The sequence below is a fragment of the Spirosoma spitsbergense DSM 19989 genome (genome assembly GCF_000374085.1).
GTDB lineage: Bacteria > Bacteroidota > Bacteroidia > Cytophagales > Spirosomataceae > Spirosoma > Spirosoma spitsbergense.
In genome coordinates this window covers 56,018-71,499 of the sequence record NZ_KB893547.1, presented here as the reverse complement: position 1 = coordinate 71,499, position 15,482 = coordinate 56,018, and the positions used below count along the sequence as shown (strand labels likewise).

Annotated in this window: 16 protein-coding genes; 4 read left to right on the top strand and 12 right to left on the bottom strand. The window is 49.5% G+C overall.

What is annotated here, in order from left to right; genetic code table 11:
• Positions 1-90 precede the first annotated feature (90 nt).
• The 8 genes from B157_RS0116170 to B157_RS0116135 form a co-directional block, all read right to left on the bottom strand.
• Positions 91-837: a hypothetical protein gene (locus B157_RS0116170; RefSeq protein WP_020604346.1), complete on the bottom strand. Its 747-nt coding sequence runs from the start codon at positions 835-837 to the stop codon at positions 91-93.
• A gap of 507 nt (positions 838-1,344) precedes the next feature.
• Positions 1,345-2,442, bottom strand: a complete 1,098-nt coding sequence (locus B157_RS0116165; RefSeq protein ID WP_020604345.1) for an alpha/beta hydrolase — start codon at positions 2,440-2,442, stop codon at positions 1,345-1,347.
• 51 nt (positions 2,443-2,493) lie between these two features.
• On the bottom strand, positions 2,494-3,534 hold the full coding sequence (locus B157_RS0116160; protein ID WP_020604344.1) for a proline iminopeptidase-family hydrolase: 1,041 nt from the start codon (positions 3,532-3,534) through the stop codon (positions 2,494-2,496).
• Positions 3,535-3,562: 28 nt separating this feature from the next.
• On the bottom strand, positions 3,563-4,480 hold the full coding sequence (locus tag B157_RS0116155) for an alpha/beta hydrolase (protein ID WP_041952142.1): 918 nt from the start codon (positions 4,478-4,480) through the stop codon (positions 3,563-3,565).
• 137 nt (positions 4,481-4,617) lie between these two features.
• Positions 4,618-5,526 (bottom strand): 30S ribosomal protein S6--L-glutamate ligase, encoded by a 909-nt coding sequence (gene rimK / locus B157_RS0116150; RefSeq protein ID WP_020604342.1) that lies wholly within the window; start codon positions 5,524-5,526, stop codon positions 4,618-4,620.
• Positions 5,527-5,601: 75 nt separating this feature from the next.
• The gene (locus B157_RS0116145) at positions 5,602-6,078 is read right to left on the bottom strand and encodes an ATP-dependent zinc protease family protein (protein WP_020604341.1); all 477 of its coding nucleotides are present in this window, start codon (positions 6,076-6,078) and stop codon (positions 5,602-5,604) included.
• A gap of 35 nt (positions 6,079-6,113) precedes the next feature.
• Positions 6,114-7,262: a DNA polymerase III subunit gene (locus B157_RS0116140; protein WP_020604340.1), complete on the bottom strand. Its 1,149-nt coding sequence runs from the start codon at positions 7,260-7,262 to the stop codon at positions 6,114-6,116.
• A 45-nt stretch (positions 7,263-7,307) separates the two neighbouring features.
• Complete coding sequence (locus tag B157_RS0116135; RefSeq protein WP_020604339.1) at positions 7,308-8,498, bottom strand: putative sugar nucleotidyl transferase; 1,191 nt, start codon at positions 8,496-8,498, stop codon at positions 7,308-7,310.
• Positions 8,499-8,581: 83 nt separating this feature from the next.
• Here B157_RS0116135 and B157_RS0116130 point away from each other — a divergent pair, with 83 nt between their 5' ends.
• Positions 8,582-9,643 carry a hypothetical protein gene (locus B157_RS0116130; RefSeq protein WP_020604338.1) on the top strand — a complete coding sequence of 354 codons (1,062 nt, stop codon included), beginning with the start codon at positions 8,582-8,584 and terminating at the stop codon, positions 9,641-9,643.
• A 239-nt stretch (positions 9,644-9,882) separates the two neighbouring features.
• On the opposite strand, the gene B157_RS0116125 is transcribed toward B157_RS0116130, so the two are convergent.
• Entirely contained in the window at positions 9,883-10,947 is a 1,065-nt protein-coding gene (locus tag B157_RS0116125) for an ATP-binding protein (RefSeq protein ID WP_020604337.1), read from the bottom strand.
• Between the two features lie 265 nt (positions 10,948-11,212).
• Between B157_RS0116125 and B157_RS0116120 the strand changes: the two genes are divergently transcribed.
• Positions 11,213-12,436 carry an NADP-dependent isocitrate dehydrogenase gene (locus B157_RS0116120; RefSeq protein ID WP_020604336.1) on the top strand — a complete coding sequence of 408 codons (1,224 nt, stop codon included), beginning with the start codon at positions 11,213-11,215 and terminating at the stop codon, positions 12,434-12,436.
• 89 nt (positions 12,437-12,525) lie between these two features.
• Complete coding sequence (locus B157_RS0116115) at positions 12,526-12,936, top strand: Dabb family protein (RefSeq protein ID WP_020604335.1); 411 nt, start codon at positions 12,526-12,528, stop codon at positions 12,934-12,936.
• 74 nt (positions 12,937-13,010) lie between these two features.
• On the opposite strand, the gene B157_RS0116110 is transcribed toward B157_RS0116115, so the two are convergent.
• The 3 genes from B157_RS0116110 to B157_RS0116100 form a co-directional block, all read right to left on the bottom strand.
• Positions 13,011-13,613, bottom strand: coding sequence for a Uma2 family endonuclease (locus B157_RS0116110; RefSeq protein ID WP_020604334.1), 603 nt, complete (start codon positions 13,611-13,613; stop codon positions 13,011-13,013).
• Between the two features lie 77 nt (positions 13,614-13,690).
• Positions 13,691-14,278, bottom strand: coding sequence for a hypothetical protein (locus B157_RS0116105; RefSeq protein ID WP_020604333.1), 588 nt, complete (start codon positions 14,276-14,278; stop codon positions 13,691-13,693).
• A 122-nt stretch (positions 14,279-14,400) separates the two neighbouring features.
• Positions 14,401-14,808 carry a DUF4783 domain-containing protein gene (locus tag B157_RS0116100; RefSeq protein ID WP_020604332.1) on the bottom strand — a complete coding sequence of 136 codons (408 nt, stop codon included), beginning with the start codon at positions 14,806-14,808 and terminating at the stop codon, positions 14,401-14,403.
• Positions 14,809-14,941: 133 nt separating this feature from the next.
• Between B157_RS0116100 and B157_RS0116095 the strand changes: the two genes are divergently transcribed.
• Complete coding sequence (locus tag B157_RS0116095; protein WP_020604331.1) at positions 14,942-15,445, top strand: phosphoribosyltransferase family protein; 504 nt, start codon at positions 14,942-14,944, stop codon at positions 15,443-15,445.
• Positions 15,446-15,482: the final 37 nt, after the last annotated feature.

Genomic DNA, 15,482 nt, shown 5'->3' with positions numbered 1-15,482 from the left:
GTAGGCTTACTTCTGAGGGCTTTGAGTTCGCTATATTTCTGGCGGGCCAAAGCCACATATTCTTCTTCGGTGAAGGGCAGGGAGTGTTCGTCAGGCATGCCCTAAGCTACGACATGGTTGCGACAATTTGAATTGCACCCATAAACATGGGGCGTATGAAGTAAGTAGAGAGTAAAAACTAGTCGTCTGAAATGATATGTTATATTTATTTTCTAGAAATAACTCAAGCGTAAAATTTTCTTTCCAATTAGATCTATTATACCTTTTTAGCTCTTCATCTAAATCTCTTAATTTTATATATATAGGTATATATAGTAAGCTAATTTCTTCGACAATTAGTTTTCCTCTTGAAACAACATTGACTTTATGATTGTTATCTTTTGCGTTACTCAACAATCTGGTTAAATATTTTTGAAATGTAGATTTACCACTTCCAGCTTGACCAACAATTAATACCTTCTTTAAAGAAGGATTGGATTTTATAAAATCTAATAAATGTGCTATATTTAAGTTTTTCAATTTCTGTTTACCTAAACCTTTTATATCCGTTGGCTTTTTCATAAAATCCTCTATGAAAGGTGTAGTTCCTGTAATCTGGTTTAATCTCAGAGGAATATAGATGCGCTCAAGTGGGATTTTATCACTATAGTTTTTATTATCAGGTATATCTGCAAAATGAAAAATTTCTAGGTTTGTATCTGAGAGCTGCCTATTCAAGAAAGTTTCCAAATCTTTTTCAAACTTTCTTTTATTTTCTGTATTTTTGAACACTTCATCTGCACCAACACCAATCATGGCAGAAATCATACTACTAAGTATTTCTAATCCGAAAGCCATCTTTTAAAAATTTATTTGAAGTGATTTTTTACATTATTACTCTGGAAAGTACATATTTTAGGTAGGGATTTCTTGTAAAAACCTCAAATTCTAAAAGATGTCATTTTTTACAAAAAAGCCCTAAACACTTATAAACAAATGTATCCGCGAAACGAAATGTGCTACAAGGATAAGTGATATACAGCGGCAGGGTTTCTTATAAAAACACCGTAGACATGAGACCTTCTTAGAAAATGTCGTTAAGTTTTTCCAAGAACTCCGTAGGAGTGACATAATTTGTTGGAGATGTCACTCCTACGGAATTCTTATTGATGCGTGAGTAAGTTCGTAAATCTTTATTATCTGTAATGCACTGACTATCAAACTATTAATATCTACAAAAATTTACGGACTAATTCACGGATCAATAGGAGCGCTTCAACGGATTATTTTCTACAAAGATGCCACCTCTACGAAGTTATGTATTTTACAAGAAAGCCCTGTATACAACGGGAGCCAAATGCCCTCTCATCGCTTCTTCCCTCCTTTCACCACTTCACTCGATAAATTGGTCGTGAAGAAGGGCAGCATTTTCTGCTCGATGCGCTCGGCGATTCGGTTGATGTGGTCGCCGTCGTATTCCTCGTAGGTGTGCGGAATCTGGTAGTTGGTCAGGAGGGCGTCCAGCGTTTTATTGGTGGCCGCAATACTGGCATCTTTGTAACCGGCATCGAACGCCAGCGCGTGGAGTTGTTTGATATTGCCAATGTGTTGATCCATCGTAGCCAGCGGTGCGTTGGCCGCCCATTTAGCCATGACCAGGGGCTGCGGCTGCCCATCTTTCGTCGGTAAATCCACGTAGAAGGGCGCGTTCGTTGGGTTGGGTGACCACGAAGCCGCCGATGCAAACGCGGCTTTCATCCCAAAATCGGCTTTCTCCAGTTCGTCCTGCGTTTTAATTCCTTCCATTTTGGCCGCCCGCTCCGGATTGTTGGGGGCGTTCAGGTTCGGCACCATGCAGCAGGGACTGAGCAGGTATAGACTGGAAAAAATTTCGGGGTGTTTCTGCCCGATACGGATGGTCCCATACCCACCCATCGAGTGGCCCGCCAGTCCACGACTGCTGGCCTGCGGGATGGTGCGGTAGTTTTTGTCCATATAAGCAACCAGTTCCTTCGCCACGAAATCCTCCCAGTTGCCAATCGTCACCGAGTTGGAATACATACTGCCAAAGTACCGGTTGTAGGCATTGGGCGTTACGATGATAAACTCCTTTGTTTTCCCTTCGGCCAGCGTCTTATCCATTACGGCGGGCAGATTTATCCAGTGTTTGGTAAAACCGTACCACTTATCGTCGCTGTCGGTAAAGCCGTGCAGGAAGTAAATGACCGGGTAATGCCGCTTTGAATCGGCCTGGTAGCTGGGCGGCAGATACACCGACACATCCCGATCCGGTGAATCACCAGCCAGATTCCCTTCCAGCCCCTTACCGTGGACTTTAATGCGCTCCACCTTACCGGCTTTTACCGGGTTGGGCTGGCTGATTCCAGGCGTAGCGACCACAAGTGCGGTCAGCAGTAGAAACGTGTGGATTAATTGACGAATGGGGGTATCTAGCTGGGGCATACTGGTTCAGTTTATGCCGACAGAAGCAGGCAGAACTCCCTTTTTACTGCCTTACAGCACCACCTTCTTCTTACCGGCATCCACGCCCTTCAGGAATTTGATCAGGCCGTTCATGTATGTTTGCTGGTCGTCGTACATGGCCATGTGGCTACCGTTGGGGCAGTAGAGGTAGCTGCCATTAGGCAACTGAGTAGCCATCCATTTCATGTGCTCGGGGTCCATGGTATCGTATTTTGCTCCGATGGTCAGGGTGGGCACCGTAATTTTCGGCAAGTCGGCTTTAACGTCCCAGTTCGTCAGGTTACCCGCAATACCAAATTCACTGGGCCCCTGCATAGTTACATAGAGTGACTGGTTTACTTTGCTCAGGGCGCGGGTCATGGGTTCGGGCCACTGATCGGGAGGAATGCGGCAGATGTGTTTGGCGTAGAAATTCGGCAGCAGCAGTTCCATGTAGCGGGGCGCTGTATACTGACCCTTCGCTTCCAGGTCGTTCACTTCCTTCACTACTGCCGGGTCCATCTGTTTCGCCAGCACCTCATCAGCGTATTTGCCATAGTCGGGGCAACTGGCCATCATATTCGAGATAACCAGGCCTTTCAGGTTTTTCCCGTATTTGAGCGCGTACTGCATAGCCAGAATACCACCCCACGAGTGACCCAGCAGGTAAAAATTATCAGGCGTAAGGTTCAGCGCGGTGCGCACCTGCTCTACTTCTTCCACGTAGCGGGGTAAATCCCAGAAGGTTGTATCATTGGGGTTATCAGAATTCCCCGTGCCCAACTGGTCGTAGTAGATAAACTCAATGCCCTCGGCGGGCAGGAAGCTTTCCATCACCTCGAAGTATTCGTGCGTAAGGCCTGGCCCCCCGTTCAGCAGGAGCAGTTTGATGGTCGGGTTCGTACCAAATCGCTTCGTCCAGACCTTGAAATTACCTTTCGGCGTATTGATCGGGATAACATGAACGCCCCCGTCCGCCACGCCACTGGTGTCCGTCGAAAAATAGTTTTTCAGCGTAGCGGTGTTCGTCTCGGAGGATCGGCAAGCGGCAAAGAGACCGGCGGTAAAAAGGAGGGTGAACAGGTATTTCATAAAAAGTGATCAGATGGATTGGAAAGTCTTACGGTGTGACCCATCCGTTGCTGTTGAGCCAGGTTCTGCACTGCTCGAACCAGTCTTCTTTGGCCGGTGCCAGCGAAAATCCGTGCTTTCCGGCAGGATACAGATGCATCGTGGCCGACACCCCGTTTCGCAGCAGGGCTTCGTAGAAAACCAGGCTATTACCCACCGGCACTACCGTATCGTCGCCCGAATGGAGCAGGAGAGCGGGGGGTGTTTCTACCGTGACTTGCCTGTCGTTGGAGAATAATTTGAGCTGATCGGCGGTAGGTGTTTGCCCCAGCAGCCGCTCCCGCGAGCCTTTGTGGCTCAGGCTATCCGAAAAACTAATGACAGGATACACCAGGATCATAAAATCGGGGCGCATACTCGTTGACGCCGGATTGTCGCTATAGTTTTTGGTAAAATGAGTCCCCGCCGTTGCCGCCAGATGCCCACCCGCCGAAAAACCCATAATGCCAATGCGAGCCGGGTTGATATTCCATTCGGCAGCCCGTTCGCGAACCATTCTAATGGCCTGCTGCGCATCCTGCAATGGCGCAATGGACTTGTCTTTGTTCGTTCTGTCGCTGGGGAGCCGGTATTTCAGCACGAACGCAGCAATGCCCAGTTTGTTCAGGGCTTCGGCCACATCGTACCCCTCCCGTTTCATGACCAGTGTACCGTATCCCCCGCCCGGACAAACGATGACGGCCGCCCCACTGGCTTTCTCTTTCGGAGGCAGGTATATTCGCAGCGTAGGCCGCGACACATTGTTGACGCTCTGGCTGGCATTCACAACTTCCTCATCCGGCGCGCCCGTCGCGTTTGGGATGTCGCCGGAATAAAGGGGTACCGTCTGCTGGGCCAGGCTTCGGAACGATAGATGTAGCCAAAACACCAGAAGGCTTATTCTAAGCAGGTAAGAGGAGTGGTTCATAAACAACTGAGGGCGGGATGACAGGAGAAGGGATAGTCAGCGAGGAAACCAAACGACAAACGAGTGTACGTTTCCGGGAAGCAGTAATTTGGTATACGCCAATAAAAGCACGGCGAGGGCTATTTTTACTACCCCCTTTACACCCCTACCATATCACCTTCATCGGCCTTGATTTTTTCTTCGATGTAGATGACGATTTCGCTGGCGATGTCGGCACCCGTGGCCCTTTCGATACCACCAAGGCCCGGCGATGAGTTTACTTCCAGTACCAGCGGTCCCCGTTCGGAAGAAAGCATATCGACGCCAGCCACTTTAAGACCGAGGGCGCGGGTGGCATCGATGGCCGTCTGTTCTTCGGCGGGGGTGAGCTGAATGGCGGCTGCGTTGCCGCCCCGGTGCAGGTTCGACCGGAACTCTCCTTCCACGCCCTGCCGTTTCATGGCACCTACTACGCGTCCACCCACCACAAAGGCCCGGAGGTCGGCCCCCTGCGCTTCGGCAATGAACTCCTGCACCAGAACGTGTTTTTTCAGGCCGTAGAACGCTTCGATGGTGGATTTGGCCGCTTTGTTCGTTTCGGCCAGCACGACACCGATGCCCTGAGTACCTTCCAGTAGTTTGATGACCACCGGTGGCCCGCCAACGAGTTGAATAAGCTGCGTGATATCCCCATTTTTAGGGTGGTTGGCAAAAACCGTTTTGGGTAAGCCCACACCCGCTTTTGACAGAACCTGTAAACTCCGCAGCTTATTGCGGGAGCGCGTAATGGCCTGGGATTTTGCCGTTGTGAACACGTTCATCATTTCAAACTGGCGAACAACGGCACAACCATAGTCCGTTACGGAAGCCCCAATCCGGGGAATGATAGCCTCCAGCGAATCCAGTTCGCGGCCCTGGTATAAAATCGACGGGCGGCCCCCTTCAATCATGACCTGACAGTTCAGGTGATTGACGATAACACCCTCGTGGCCACGCTGGTGAACGGCTTCCAGTAATCGCTGGGTCGAATATAAATCAGGCTTAGCCGATAAAATGGCAATACGCATTGGAGTTGTTGCTAACTGAGTAGACTATGTTCGGTAGGTAGTGAACAGTATCTGTGAGGCTGTAGGAAATAAGGCTTAGTCTGGCAATGACGGCTGGCTGTCATCCGATAACTCGCTATTGAGTTTTTTCTGGTAAGAAAGGTTCTTCTGCGTTACGTCGACCAAAAACCGATTCCGGAGCAATTTACGCCCCAGCAGCACCGGATTTTTAAGAGCTTCCCGGTCGGCCAGGGTAAACTCCGTTCGAATGGTACGGCCGAACAAAACAATGCGGGTTTCGATAACATACCTTTTTTCGGCCACGCCGAACGAGTTGCGAATCATGCGCTGACTGAACTGGTCGCAGTAAAACTGCCGGGAGTCCTTTCCGGTTTTGTCAATCAGTAAAAAACATAAAATTTTCTTTTGCCCCGACTTTACAAGCCGGACCTCCTTGCAATGCAGGGACGATGTATAAGCACCCGTATCGACTTTAGCCTGTACGTCGAATAACCCTAAATCCGGGAAATCAACCAGGTCCGTCATGCCAATAATTTGTTTGGGCTTAAGCATGTGCCTTTTGGATAGTCAGATCGTCTGAATCAACACTAGGTACGAATTAGCCGGCTAAACGTAAGCGACATATCCAGCAGAATCATTTTGGCGCGGGCGTTGCGTTCGAGGTGATAAGCGGCTTCATTCAGGTCGGTTACAATCTGTTCGATGTGTTTTATAGTCAGGTATTTAGCAAAGTTTTTAACGAAGGTCAGTTCATCGTCGGGTAGCCGAAGCAGGGCGCTGGCTCCCTGTTGCCACAGGAATAAATCCCGGTACAGGCGGATGCTGTAGTCAATCAGCCCCTTCTGCTTTTCCTTACTGAACCCATCGAACTGCTCGGCCTGCTTAACGAGGGTGATTAAATCCTGCCGGTAGCAGGTCCGCATCCAGTCGGCAAACCACGTGTGATTGTCAGGGCCACCGTTTCGGGCGGGGGCATCGTTCTGTCTGGCCAGTTTCAGGGCTTCGGCCAGATTACCATCCGCCAGGTAGGCCATGCGTCGGGCAGTTGTTTCGTCGAGATTCAGGTGCTGGCGCAGGTGTGTCGTTACTTCCTCGTCGGTAAAGGCCCGCACCGCTATCCGCTGCGTTCGGGATAGAATTGTAATCAGCAGTTTGTCCGGCTGGTTGGTCACCAGCAGAAACAGGGTTTGCGCGGGTGGCTCCTCCAGTACTTTCAGCAGGGCATTGGCCGATGGCACGTTCATCAGTTCGGGCAACCAGATGAGCATGATCTTATAAGCCCCTTCATACGCTTTCAGGGATAATTTTTGCAGGATATTTCGGGCTTCTTCGGCCGAAATATTGCCCTGTTTGTTATCCGCCCCAACGGTTTCGAGCCAGTCGGGCAGGGTGCGGTAAGGGGTGTCGAGCAGGAACTTACGCCAGTCAGTCAGGTACGCTTCCGACGTTTTTCCTTTTGCCAGATTGGCCACAGGAAACACCATGTGCAGATCGGGATGAACAAACTTCTGAATTTTCACGCAGGATGCACACCGCCCGCAGGCATCGTCGGCTGAAACACCGGACTGCTGCCGGTCTTCGCAGTTTACATACTGCGCCAGGGCCAGGGCCAGGGTAAGATTAGCACTCCCGCTGGGTCCGTCGAACAACAGGGCGTGGGCCAGATGATTGGTTTTTACCGACCGCAGCAATAGCTGTTTCGTTTCGTCCTGACCAATAATTTCGTTGAATAACACGCTTGATAACGAAAAAAACTGAATTAATGCCTGTTACAACGACTGTTAAAAGCCGCTGACCATCGAAAAGAAAACAGCCCGTAGAATTCCTTCCTCTACTTTATCAAACGCTTTATTACGCCGGACAAACGCTTCGCGGGCTACCTGTACGGCTTTTTCGATGCGGTAGGGCGTAAAACGGGAATCAGCCCCGCCCCACGAAAACGACGGAATGAATTTGGGCTGATAGCCCGCGCCGAATATATTGGCACTTACGCCCACAACCGTTCCGGTATTGAACATGGTACTGATACCGGCTTTTGTGAAATCACCCATCGTCAATCCGCAGAATATACGTCCCGTATCTTCGAGGTGACCGGTTGCGTAGGAGTGCAGTTTAACGTTACTGTAGTCATTTTTCAGGTTCGAGTTGTTAACGTTGGCTCCCAGGTTACACCACTCACCAATGACCGAATTACCTAGAAACCCATCGTGGCTTTTGTTGCTATAGCCAAAGAAAACCGAGTTACCCACCTCGCCCCCTACTTTACAATAAGGTCCGATGGTGGTGTTGTTCCGCATTTTGCTGTTCCAGCTAACCGTAGAATCGTGGCCCAGCGCAAAAGGCCCGATAACGACGGAACCTTCGTTGATGGTTGCATTACGGTCGATGTAAATAGGGCCATTTTCGGCATTGAGGATGGCGGCCCGGATATTGGCACCTTCTTCCACAAAGATGTTTTCGGGCGCGTAGCACCGGGTAAACGGGTCGGTAATGGGGGCCGATATGCGTCCGGCCGTTATCCGGGTAAAGTCGGCCCGAATCTGACTACCGTTCTGTTCGAAAATATCCCATAGATTGAGAATCAGGGTGAGTGGTTCCGGGAATACGGCAAACTCGTATTTATCCGTGACGGTGGGGGCCGTCCGCAGGGCATCCTCCGTCCGAACGGCCAGCACGTGGCCATCGGGGCTAAGCAAACCGGTACCGCTCTCCAGGGCCAGGATGGCTTCCCGCAAAGCCTCCGTGGGGCATACGGCTCCATTCACGTACCAGTTGTCGGGGCCGGGTGTGTACGGGAATTTGGCCCGTAAATAAGACAGGGTCAAATAGAAGGCGGTCTGTCCCATCACCCCTTCCCATTTCTCAACCAGCGTCTGAATTCCTACGCGGATACCCGACACCGGGCGCGTGAAGGTGAGCGGCAATAAATCCGTTCGTATGTATTGATCGTCAAATAAGATCAGGTTTGGCATTGATGAGCACAATGGATTCAGGGGTAAATATCTAACCTTAATCTGTAAAAAGAGAACGTATCAACCAGTACTTTTACAAAACGATGTCCCTGATAACACCCGAAACGATTATTCAGCGGATTGCCGCTTTGCAGGAGTCGACCGGTTTATTCCCGTCAGTTCGGCGGAATGACAGTATTGGGTACCAGCGAGCCGACACAAACGTTTTTTTTACGGCCTGTACCGTTTTTACGCTGTACCATCTCCGCCACGCCGTATCTACCAAAGCTCAAAAGCAGATTGACCAGCTAACCGAACGGGCCGTAGCAGCCTACCCGACCTTTCAGAACAAAGATGGGTTGGCGACCTACAACTTCTGGCCGACGAAGCCCTCCCGTCACTTTCCTAATGGATACGTATTTCGTCACTTCGAGCATTTCCGCATCCCCGACGATATTGACGATACGGCGATGATGTACCTGACCACTGAGCCAAACCTGGCCGAACTGCAATGGCTGAAAAATAAACTGAGCCAGCACGCCAACGGGAGTGGCCGATATACGATTCGTAATACCTACCCTGATTATCAATCACTTCAGGCGTATTCAACCTGGTTTGGCAGGAACATGGGTATCGACTTCGACGCCTGTGCCCTGAGCAACATGCTCTACTGTATTTATCAATATGACCTGCCCCGCAATCAGCATGATACCGATTCGCTCACGTACCTGCGCTCGGTCGTGGCATCGGGCCGGTATGTATCAGAGCCGTTCCGGTGCGCCCCCCACTACGCCCGAACCTCGCTGATCATTTACCATATGAGCCGACTTATTGCTGCTTTCGACATACCCGAACTGGAGTCGGTTCGCCCCCGTCTGATTGCGGATGCGTACCGGGAGATGGAGACGGCCCATAACCGGGTAGAAAAACTCATGCTGGCCACTGCGCTCATACGCCTGGGCGAATCCCCACCCACTATCCCAATCGATGGTATCGAGCAGGACATAGCCGCGTTTCATTTCTTTATTGCAGGACTGCTAACGGCATACGAACAACCCTTCCTGCGCCGTTTCGCCGACCGGCCGCTGATGCAGATGCACTGGCAGTGCGAGGCCCATAGCTGGGCACTGGTGGCGGAGTATCTGGTGTTGGGCGGTGGTGAGTAATCAAGACCATGCAAAAACCTTGGCGAAAAAAGCTAATGCCCGGCGTGAATGGCAGAAGGAACTGGCGGTCAGAATGAAGGGTATCAGCTGTGTGGTGGACATTGTGGTATAGTTGTGACTCAAATCAGTACCGGACAAGCCTAACGAACTATTAAACGAGTTAAAGCCAGGAGAAATCCAGTGCATCAACTGTCTACATCAAGTTATACCCGATTAATAAACGACTATGGAATCCGGACCTATTTACGCCTGGCTTCTCTGGGAGGGAGATGTATCGTATAAATATTTTTCCGGGCGACGCCAATCTCATGCACCATATCGACCCATTTCTCTCCCTGTAACTTATCGCTGTCTTCGTTACCCAATACCCAGATTACATCTTTGCTGACCAGTGTATTTCGGTTAGTTGGGGTAGCATCCAGTAGTTCCAAAAAACGTTCTGGTGTGATCAGGTCATCAATCTGGCCACCCGGATTTATATCATCAATCACCAGCAACGACGCCTGACGCCAGGTCCACAAATTTTTGATATTAGTGAAGGGTCTGGCCGTTCGCTCTGGAAACATACTGTAGAGTTTCATGCCTGTTACGTAAAAACAGGTCTTGTGCTGGATCGAATATTCGGTCGCTATGCCAACACCGAGGCCCGTTTTCCCGTTACCCATCTCCCCAAAAATCAAGAGATGCTGTCTGGCTGGTGAAGGACTCAGGAAATTCTCCACGATTCGTTTGTCGTCTTCACTAATCGTAAACGTCCACTGACTTATTCGGCATTGAAACGGATATCCAGCGGCCTGTAAGTACATCTTTGTAATGTACCAGTAGCGGGAAGGATACTGTAAAATCAAAATCAGCATTAACGGCATACACCAATTTTCGGGACAGGGATCTGCGTATAACCGCGCTGAAAAAGCGCCAAACCAGAAAAAGCCCACATCGGTTGCCGTGTCAAAGGCGATGTTTCCCCAGTTAGGCTGAAAAACGTATTTTTTCTTACTGGGAACGAACAGTCGTTTGGAGCGCGATACCCGCTTCAGTAATAACGGCCCCAGGAAGTTGTATAACTCAAAGCTTAGCCAGAATATAGCAACGCCCCAGGCAGCCTTATCCGCAGGATCGTGAGGGTGAAAACAGTGGTTCAGGATAGAGTAAACAATCAGAGTGACAATAAAGCCGAGCGAGAAATGGCCGAACTGGTTAGCGAGCCAGCTATACGTAAACGTAACCCCACGGTGCGAATCTTTGCCAATAAGGTCCTCTTTCAGTTGTCGTAAAATGTCCCTTCCGGTAATGTTTTTACTCATAGCGAGGTATGGTCGGATAAAATCTAGTTGACTAAACTAAGTAATTCTGGCACAGCTTCGTCGGGCTACCGATTATTTTCTTCGTGCAATGGCTGTTCATATGCACACCGATAAGCCATTCACGTTCGTTTTCCGGTAAGAACGCCGTGTGGTTGGTCAGCAAGTATGTACTCAATTTACTACCTTTGCACCGCACAGGCGCCCCTGTGCACGGGCGGTCCTGCCAGGTTTTCGAATAATTTTCAATCATCTATAACTCAGTCCAATGAATAAAATTAAGGTAGCGAACCCGGTTGTCGAACTGGATGGCGACGAAATGACCCGTATCATCTGGAAATTCATTAAAGACAAACTGATTCTTCCCTACGTTGACGTTGACATCAAGTACTACGACCTGGGCATCGAATACCGCGATGAAACCAATGATCAGGTAACGATTGACGCGGCCAATGCCATTAAACAATACGGTGTCGGTATCAAATGTGCCACCATCACACCCGACGAAGACCGGGTTAAAGAGTTCAACCTGAAGCAGATGTGGAAGTCGCCCAATGGCACTATCCGCAATATTCTGGACGGTACCGTGTTCCGTGAGCCTATCGTAATGAGCAACGTTCCACGGCTGGTTACGAACTGGAAATACCCCATTATCGTTGGTCGGCATGCCTTTGGTGATCAATACCGGGCTACGGACTTTCTGGTACCGGGCAAGGGTAAACTGACCATGAAGTTTGAGGGCGAAGACGGAACCGTGCTGGAATACAACGTTTTCGATTTCCCCAGTGCGGGTGTGGCTATGGGCATGTATAACCTCGACGAATCCATCCGGGGTTTTGCCAGAGCCTGTTTCAACATGGCGATACAGAAAAACTGGCCGCTGTACCTCTCGACCAAGAACACAATTCTGAAAAAATACGACGGCCGGTTCAAGGATATCTTCCAGGAAATTTACGACGCCGAATTTGCCGGTAAAGTACAATACGAACACCGACTCATCGACGACATGGTTGCCTCCGCTCTGAAATGGGATGGTAACTTTGTATGGGCCTGCAAAAACTACGATGGCGACGTACAGTCGGATACAGTAGCGCAGGGCTTTGGTTCACTGGGTCTGATGACGTCCGTGCTGGTTACGCCCGATGGCGAAACGATGGAAGCCGAAGCGGCCCACGGTACCGTTACGCGCCACTACCGCGAGTACCAGAAAGGGAATAAAACCTCGACCAACCCAATTGCTTCAATTTATGCCTGGACGCGTGGTCTGGCTTTCCGGGGCAAACTGGACGGCAATCAGGAATTGATTGACTTCGCCGATGCGCTGGAAGCCGTTTGCGTAGAAACTGTTGAAAGTGGCAAAATGACGAAGGATTTAGCCTTGTCGGCCTATCCGGTTGGCACGAAATTGACGGCAGGTGAGCATTACCTCAACACCGAAGATTTCCTCGAAGCGCTGGATACAAACCTCAAAGCCAAGCTGACGAACGCTTAAGTTTTGGACTATTTTCCCGGCTGGACCGGTAAGGTTTTCAAAAACCTTACCGGTCTTTTTCTTTTCTTTGTCTAAAAAAAGACAAGGTCATGAAACAAACCCTTACGTTGCTAACCGTTGCATTTTTGCTATCCGTTAGTGCTTTTGCTAAACCGCCCGTAAAAAAGATGAAGTCAACATCCGTTCAGCACATCGTGCTTTTCAAGTTTAAAGCCGATGCAACACCCGAAAAGATAAAAGAGATTGTTGCTGCTTTCGAGGCTTTGCCGTCCAAAATCAGCCAGATTAAGGACCTGAAGTGGGGAACGAATAACAGTCCGGAAAATCACGCTCACGGCCTGACCCACGCCTTTATTCTGACCTTCGATTCGGAAAAAGACCGGGATGCTTACCTGCCCCACCCGGCCCATGCTGCATTCGGAAAGGTAGTAGGTCCCTGGATTGATGAGATTACCGTGGTGGATTTCACGAATCAGGGCGGCCCGCGTTCGGGGAAGTAAAATCTCAGATTTCTATCGTTCCAAAGGCAGGTATAGCTCAACAAAAAAACCGACTTCGAGGTCGGTTTTTTTTGTTAAAAAGCAAGAAAATCGGCTACGTTCATCGTAAAACCGACAAGTACATCTTCGCCGGAAAGCGTTTCGGCGAAAGGCTTTGTCTCGGGCTTTCGTTCGGGTTGATAAATAGTTGTTGTCTTGTTGTGCGGATCAACCAGCCACCCCAACCGAACACCATTCTGAATCCATTTTTCCATCTTGTTCTCCAACTCCTTTCGATTATCGGATTCTGACCCGGTCCGGCGCTCCGGGACTTCAATCACAAAATCAGGGCATACGTGCGCAAACTTTTTTAATTCTTCCGGCACCACGCTTATCAGCCGCTCCTTACTAACCCAACCCACATCGGGTACTCGCATAGACGTATCAGGCAGTGTGTAGCCGCCATTGGATTCTGACGTACGGCCTGCTTTAGTTTGGCGATTCCAGATACTCACTTCGGTTTGCAGGTCATTATTAGTAAAACTGCTTTCTAATCCGGTAGGTGGCATGATGATGATGTGGCCGTTTTCGTCGCGTTCGATGTGCAATTCAGGATTTGCCAGACAAAACGCGTACAACTCATCGTCGGAGAAGACGTTGATATTGGGCGGGACGGTGAGCGTAATGGAAGACTGCATACACGGTTGCCGTTTTTACCCAATATACAAAAAAAGCACTTTCCCGGAAAGTCGTTACGGACGTTGTTACAGGGTTTTCACTTCACCGTTTCGGCCGGTAAAGGAGCACCGGGCAGTAAGCCCTTGCGCCGAAGGAGTGCTTCCGTAAAACGCAGGTCATTATCACTGTTGAAAATACTGTAGGGCAGGTACAGAAACTGCGCTTTAGCCAGTCCTTTGGTCACGGTTTTGGCCAGCCAGTTTGCTTTTACATTCGCCATGGCTTCGGCGTTATCCAGAAAAAGAATGTAGGCGTTCTTATCTTTAATGACACTATCTATCTGCGCCCATTTCAGAATGCCACCCTCTTTGGCATTGATGCGCATCAGAATCTGCCGACTGTCTATTTCGTAGATGTACTTCTGAAACAGGGCTTTACTCTGCTCCATCTGGGCGATACCCGTAATCTGAACCGCCCAGAAAAGGACGTACAGAATAGTGAGCAGCACGATAACAATGTAAATCCAGTAATTAGGATAAACGCCGGTCAGGCTGAGCACCACATTCAGAAAAATCAGGCCCAATGGCACAAATGCCCATTTCCAGTTGTCTTTCACCCACTGACGCAGGGCGATGTTGATGTACGTTTTTTGATCTAGTGCGTACTTTTTAGTTTTAACAATCATGGTACTTTACAGGAAAGTACAAAGATAGGGGGAAATAGGATGTATGATGTAGGATATAGGGTATATGATGTATTGATTCGCGCCAGCCACACCATATACCCCACACCATATATCATACCTATCTACCCTTCTTTCCTGAAGTGCAGCGCATTGATAACGTACTGCTGGCTATTGGTTTGGTGCATGAGTACGTAAACAGAGAACTGCTTTCCGTTTGATTCGTACGTACCAGTGCTATAGCGGAGTCGGTCAGCTGATCCCTCATAGGTCAACTGAAACCTGCGCGGGGGGTATTTACGAAAGAACGACCGGAGAATCAGTTGCGCATGGTCAGCCTGAACGGCGGGAAAATCTACCCTTTCCGAATCGATCACCAGTTCAATCGTTCGGGCAAAACCGGTCGATAATCGACTGGCATCCCCACTTCGCATGGAAACGACTACGGTTTGGGAGATGTTGTTCCCGACCGTATTTTTACCGGGTGTTACCCAGACTAGAAGGCCTAGAACAAAATGAATTAATGTGTGCATAATTGGTTAAATGAGACCACTTTGCTACACTATTTGCCAAAAGTATGCCAACTAGTTAACCCGCGCCGTTATTTCATCGGTTACCTGCTTTTTCCCCATCTTTGCGGGATACATTCGTTTGCCCGATTTACCTATGGATACGGTTCAACCAACGCTTATTCTTACCAGCGAACAGATTCGCCAGAAAATCAGACGGATTGCGTTTCAGATTTACGAAAATAATTTTGATGAAACAGCCCTGTTGATCGCCGGTATTTCGGGCGAGGGCTACCGGCTGGCTGAGGCACTGGCGCACGAATTGCAAACGATTGCTCCTTTCACCGTTCATTTAATCCGACTCGATGTGGACAAAACGCAGGTGTCTCAACCCACTGTTCATTCCACCATTGACTTTACTGACAAGGTCATTATTGTAGTCGATGATGTGCTGTATACGGGCAGGACGCTGGCATTCAGTCTGCAACCTTTCCTGCAGGTGCCGATTCGCAAATTACAGGTGGCCGTGCTGATTGACCGCAATCACCCGCGCTATCCGGTTGCTGCCGATTATAAGGGCTACGAACTCAGCACAACCATCAGTGAACACGTGGAGGTGATATTGAGTGATGAGCAGAAAAGAGGGGTATACCTGCGATAGTGCAGAGGCCGGAAAAGCGGGTATCCGCTTTTCCGGC

Excerpts from the sequence above, each read along its gene's own strand:
- B157_RS0116170 (WP_020604346.1), bottom strand. The coding sequence starts at position 837 with ATGGCTTTCGGATTAGAAATACTTAGTAGTATGATTTCTGCCATGATT.
- B157_RS0116165 (WP_020604345.1), bottom strand. The coding sequence starts at position 2,442 with ATGCCCCAGCTAGATACCCCCATTCGTCAATTAATCCACACGTTTCTA.
- B157_RS0116160 (WP_020604344.1), bottom strand. The coding sequence starts at position 3,534 with ATGAAATACCTGTTCACCCTCCTTTTTACCGCCGGTCTCTTTGCCGCT.
- B157_RS0116155 (WP_041952142.1), bottom strand. The coding sequence starts at position 4,480 with ATGAACCACTCCTCTTACCTGCTTAGAATAAGCCTTCTGGTGTTTTGG.
- rimK (WP_020604342.1), bottom strand. The coding sequence starts at position 5,526 with ATGCGTATTGCCATTTTATCGGCTAAGCCTGATTTATATTCGACCCAG.
- B157_RS0116145 (WP_020604341.1), bottom strand. The coding sequence starts at position 6,078 with ATGCTTAAGCCCAAACAAATTATTGGCATGACGGACCTGGTTGATTTC.
- B157_RS0116135 (WP_020604339.1), bottom strand. The coding sequence starts at position 8,498 with ATGCCAAACCTGATCTTATTTGACGATCAATACATACGAACGGATTTA.
- B157_RS0116130 (WP_020604338.1), top strand. The coding sequence starts at position 8,582 with ATGTCCCTGATAACACCCGAAACGATTATTCAGCGGATTGCCGCTTTG.
- B157_RS0116125 (WP_020604337.1), bottom strand. The coding sequence starts at position 10,947 with ATGAGTAAAAACATTACCGGAAGGGACATTTTACGACAACTGAAAGAG.
- B157_RS0116120 (WP_020604336.1), top strand. The coding sequence starts at position 11,213 with ATGAATAAAATTAAGGTAGCGAACCCGGTTGTCGAACTGGATGGCGAC.
- B157_RS0116115 (WP_020604335.1), top strand. The coding sequence starts at position 12,526 with ATGAAACAAACCCTTACGTTGCTAACCGTTGCATTTTTGCTATCCGTT.
- B157_RS0116110 (WP_020604334.1), bottom strand. The coding sequence starts at position 13,613 with ATGCAGTCTTCCATTACGCTCACCGTCCCGCCCAATATCAACGTCTTC.
- B157_RS0116105 (WP_020604333.1), bottom strand. The coding sequence starts at position 14,278 with ATGATTGTTAAAACTAAAAAGTACGCACTAGATCAAAAAACGTACATC.
- B157_RS0116100 (WP_020604332.1), bottom strand. The coding sequence starts at position 14,808 with ATGCACACATTAATTCATTTTGTTCTAGGCCTTCTAGTCTGGGTAACA.
- B157_RS0116095 (WP_020604331.1), top strand. The coding sequence starts at position 14,942 with ATGGATACGGTTCAACCAACGCTTATTCTTACCAGCGAACAGATTCGC.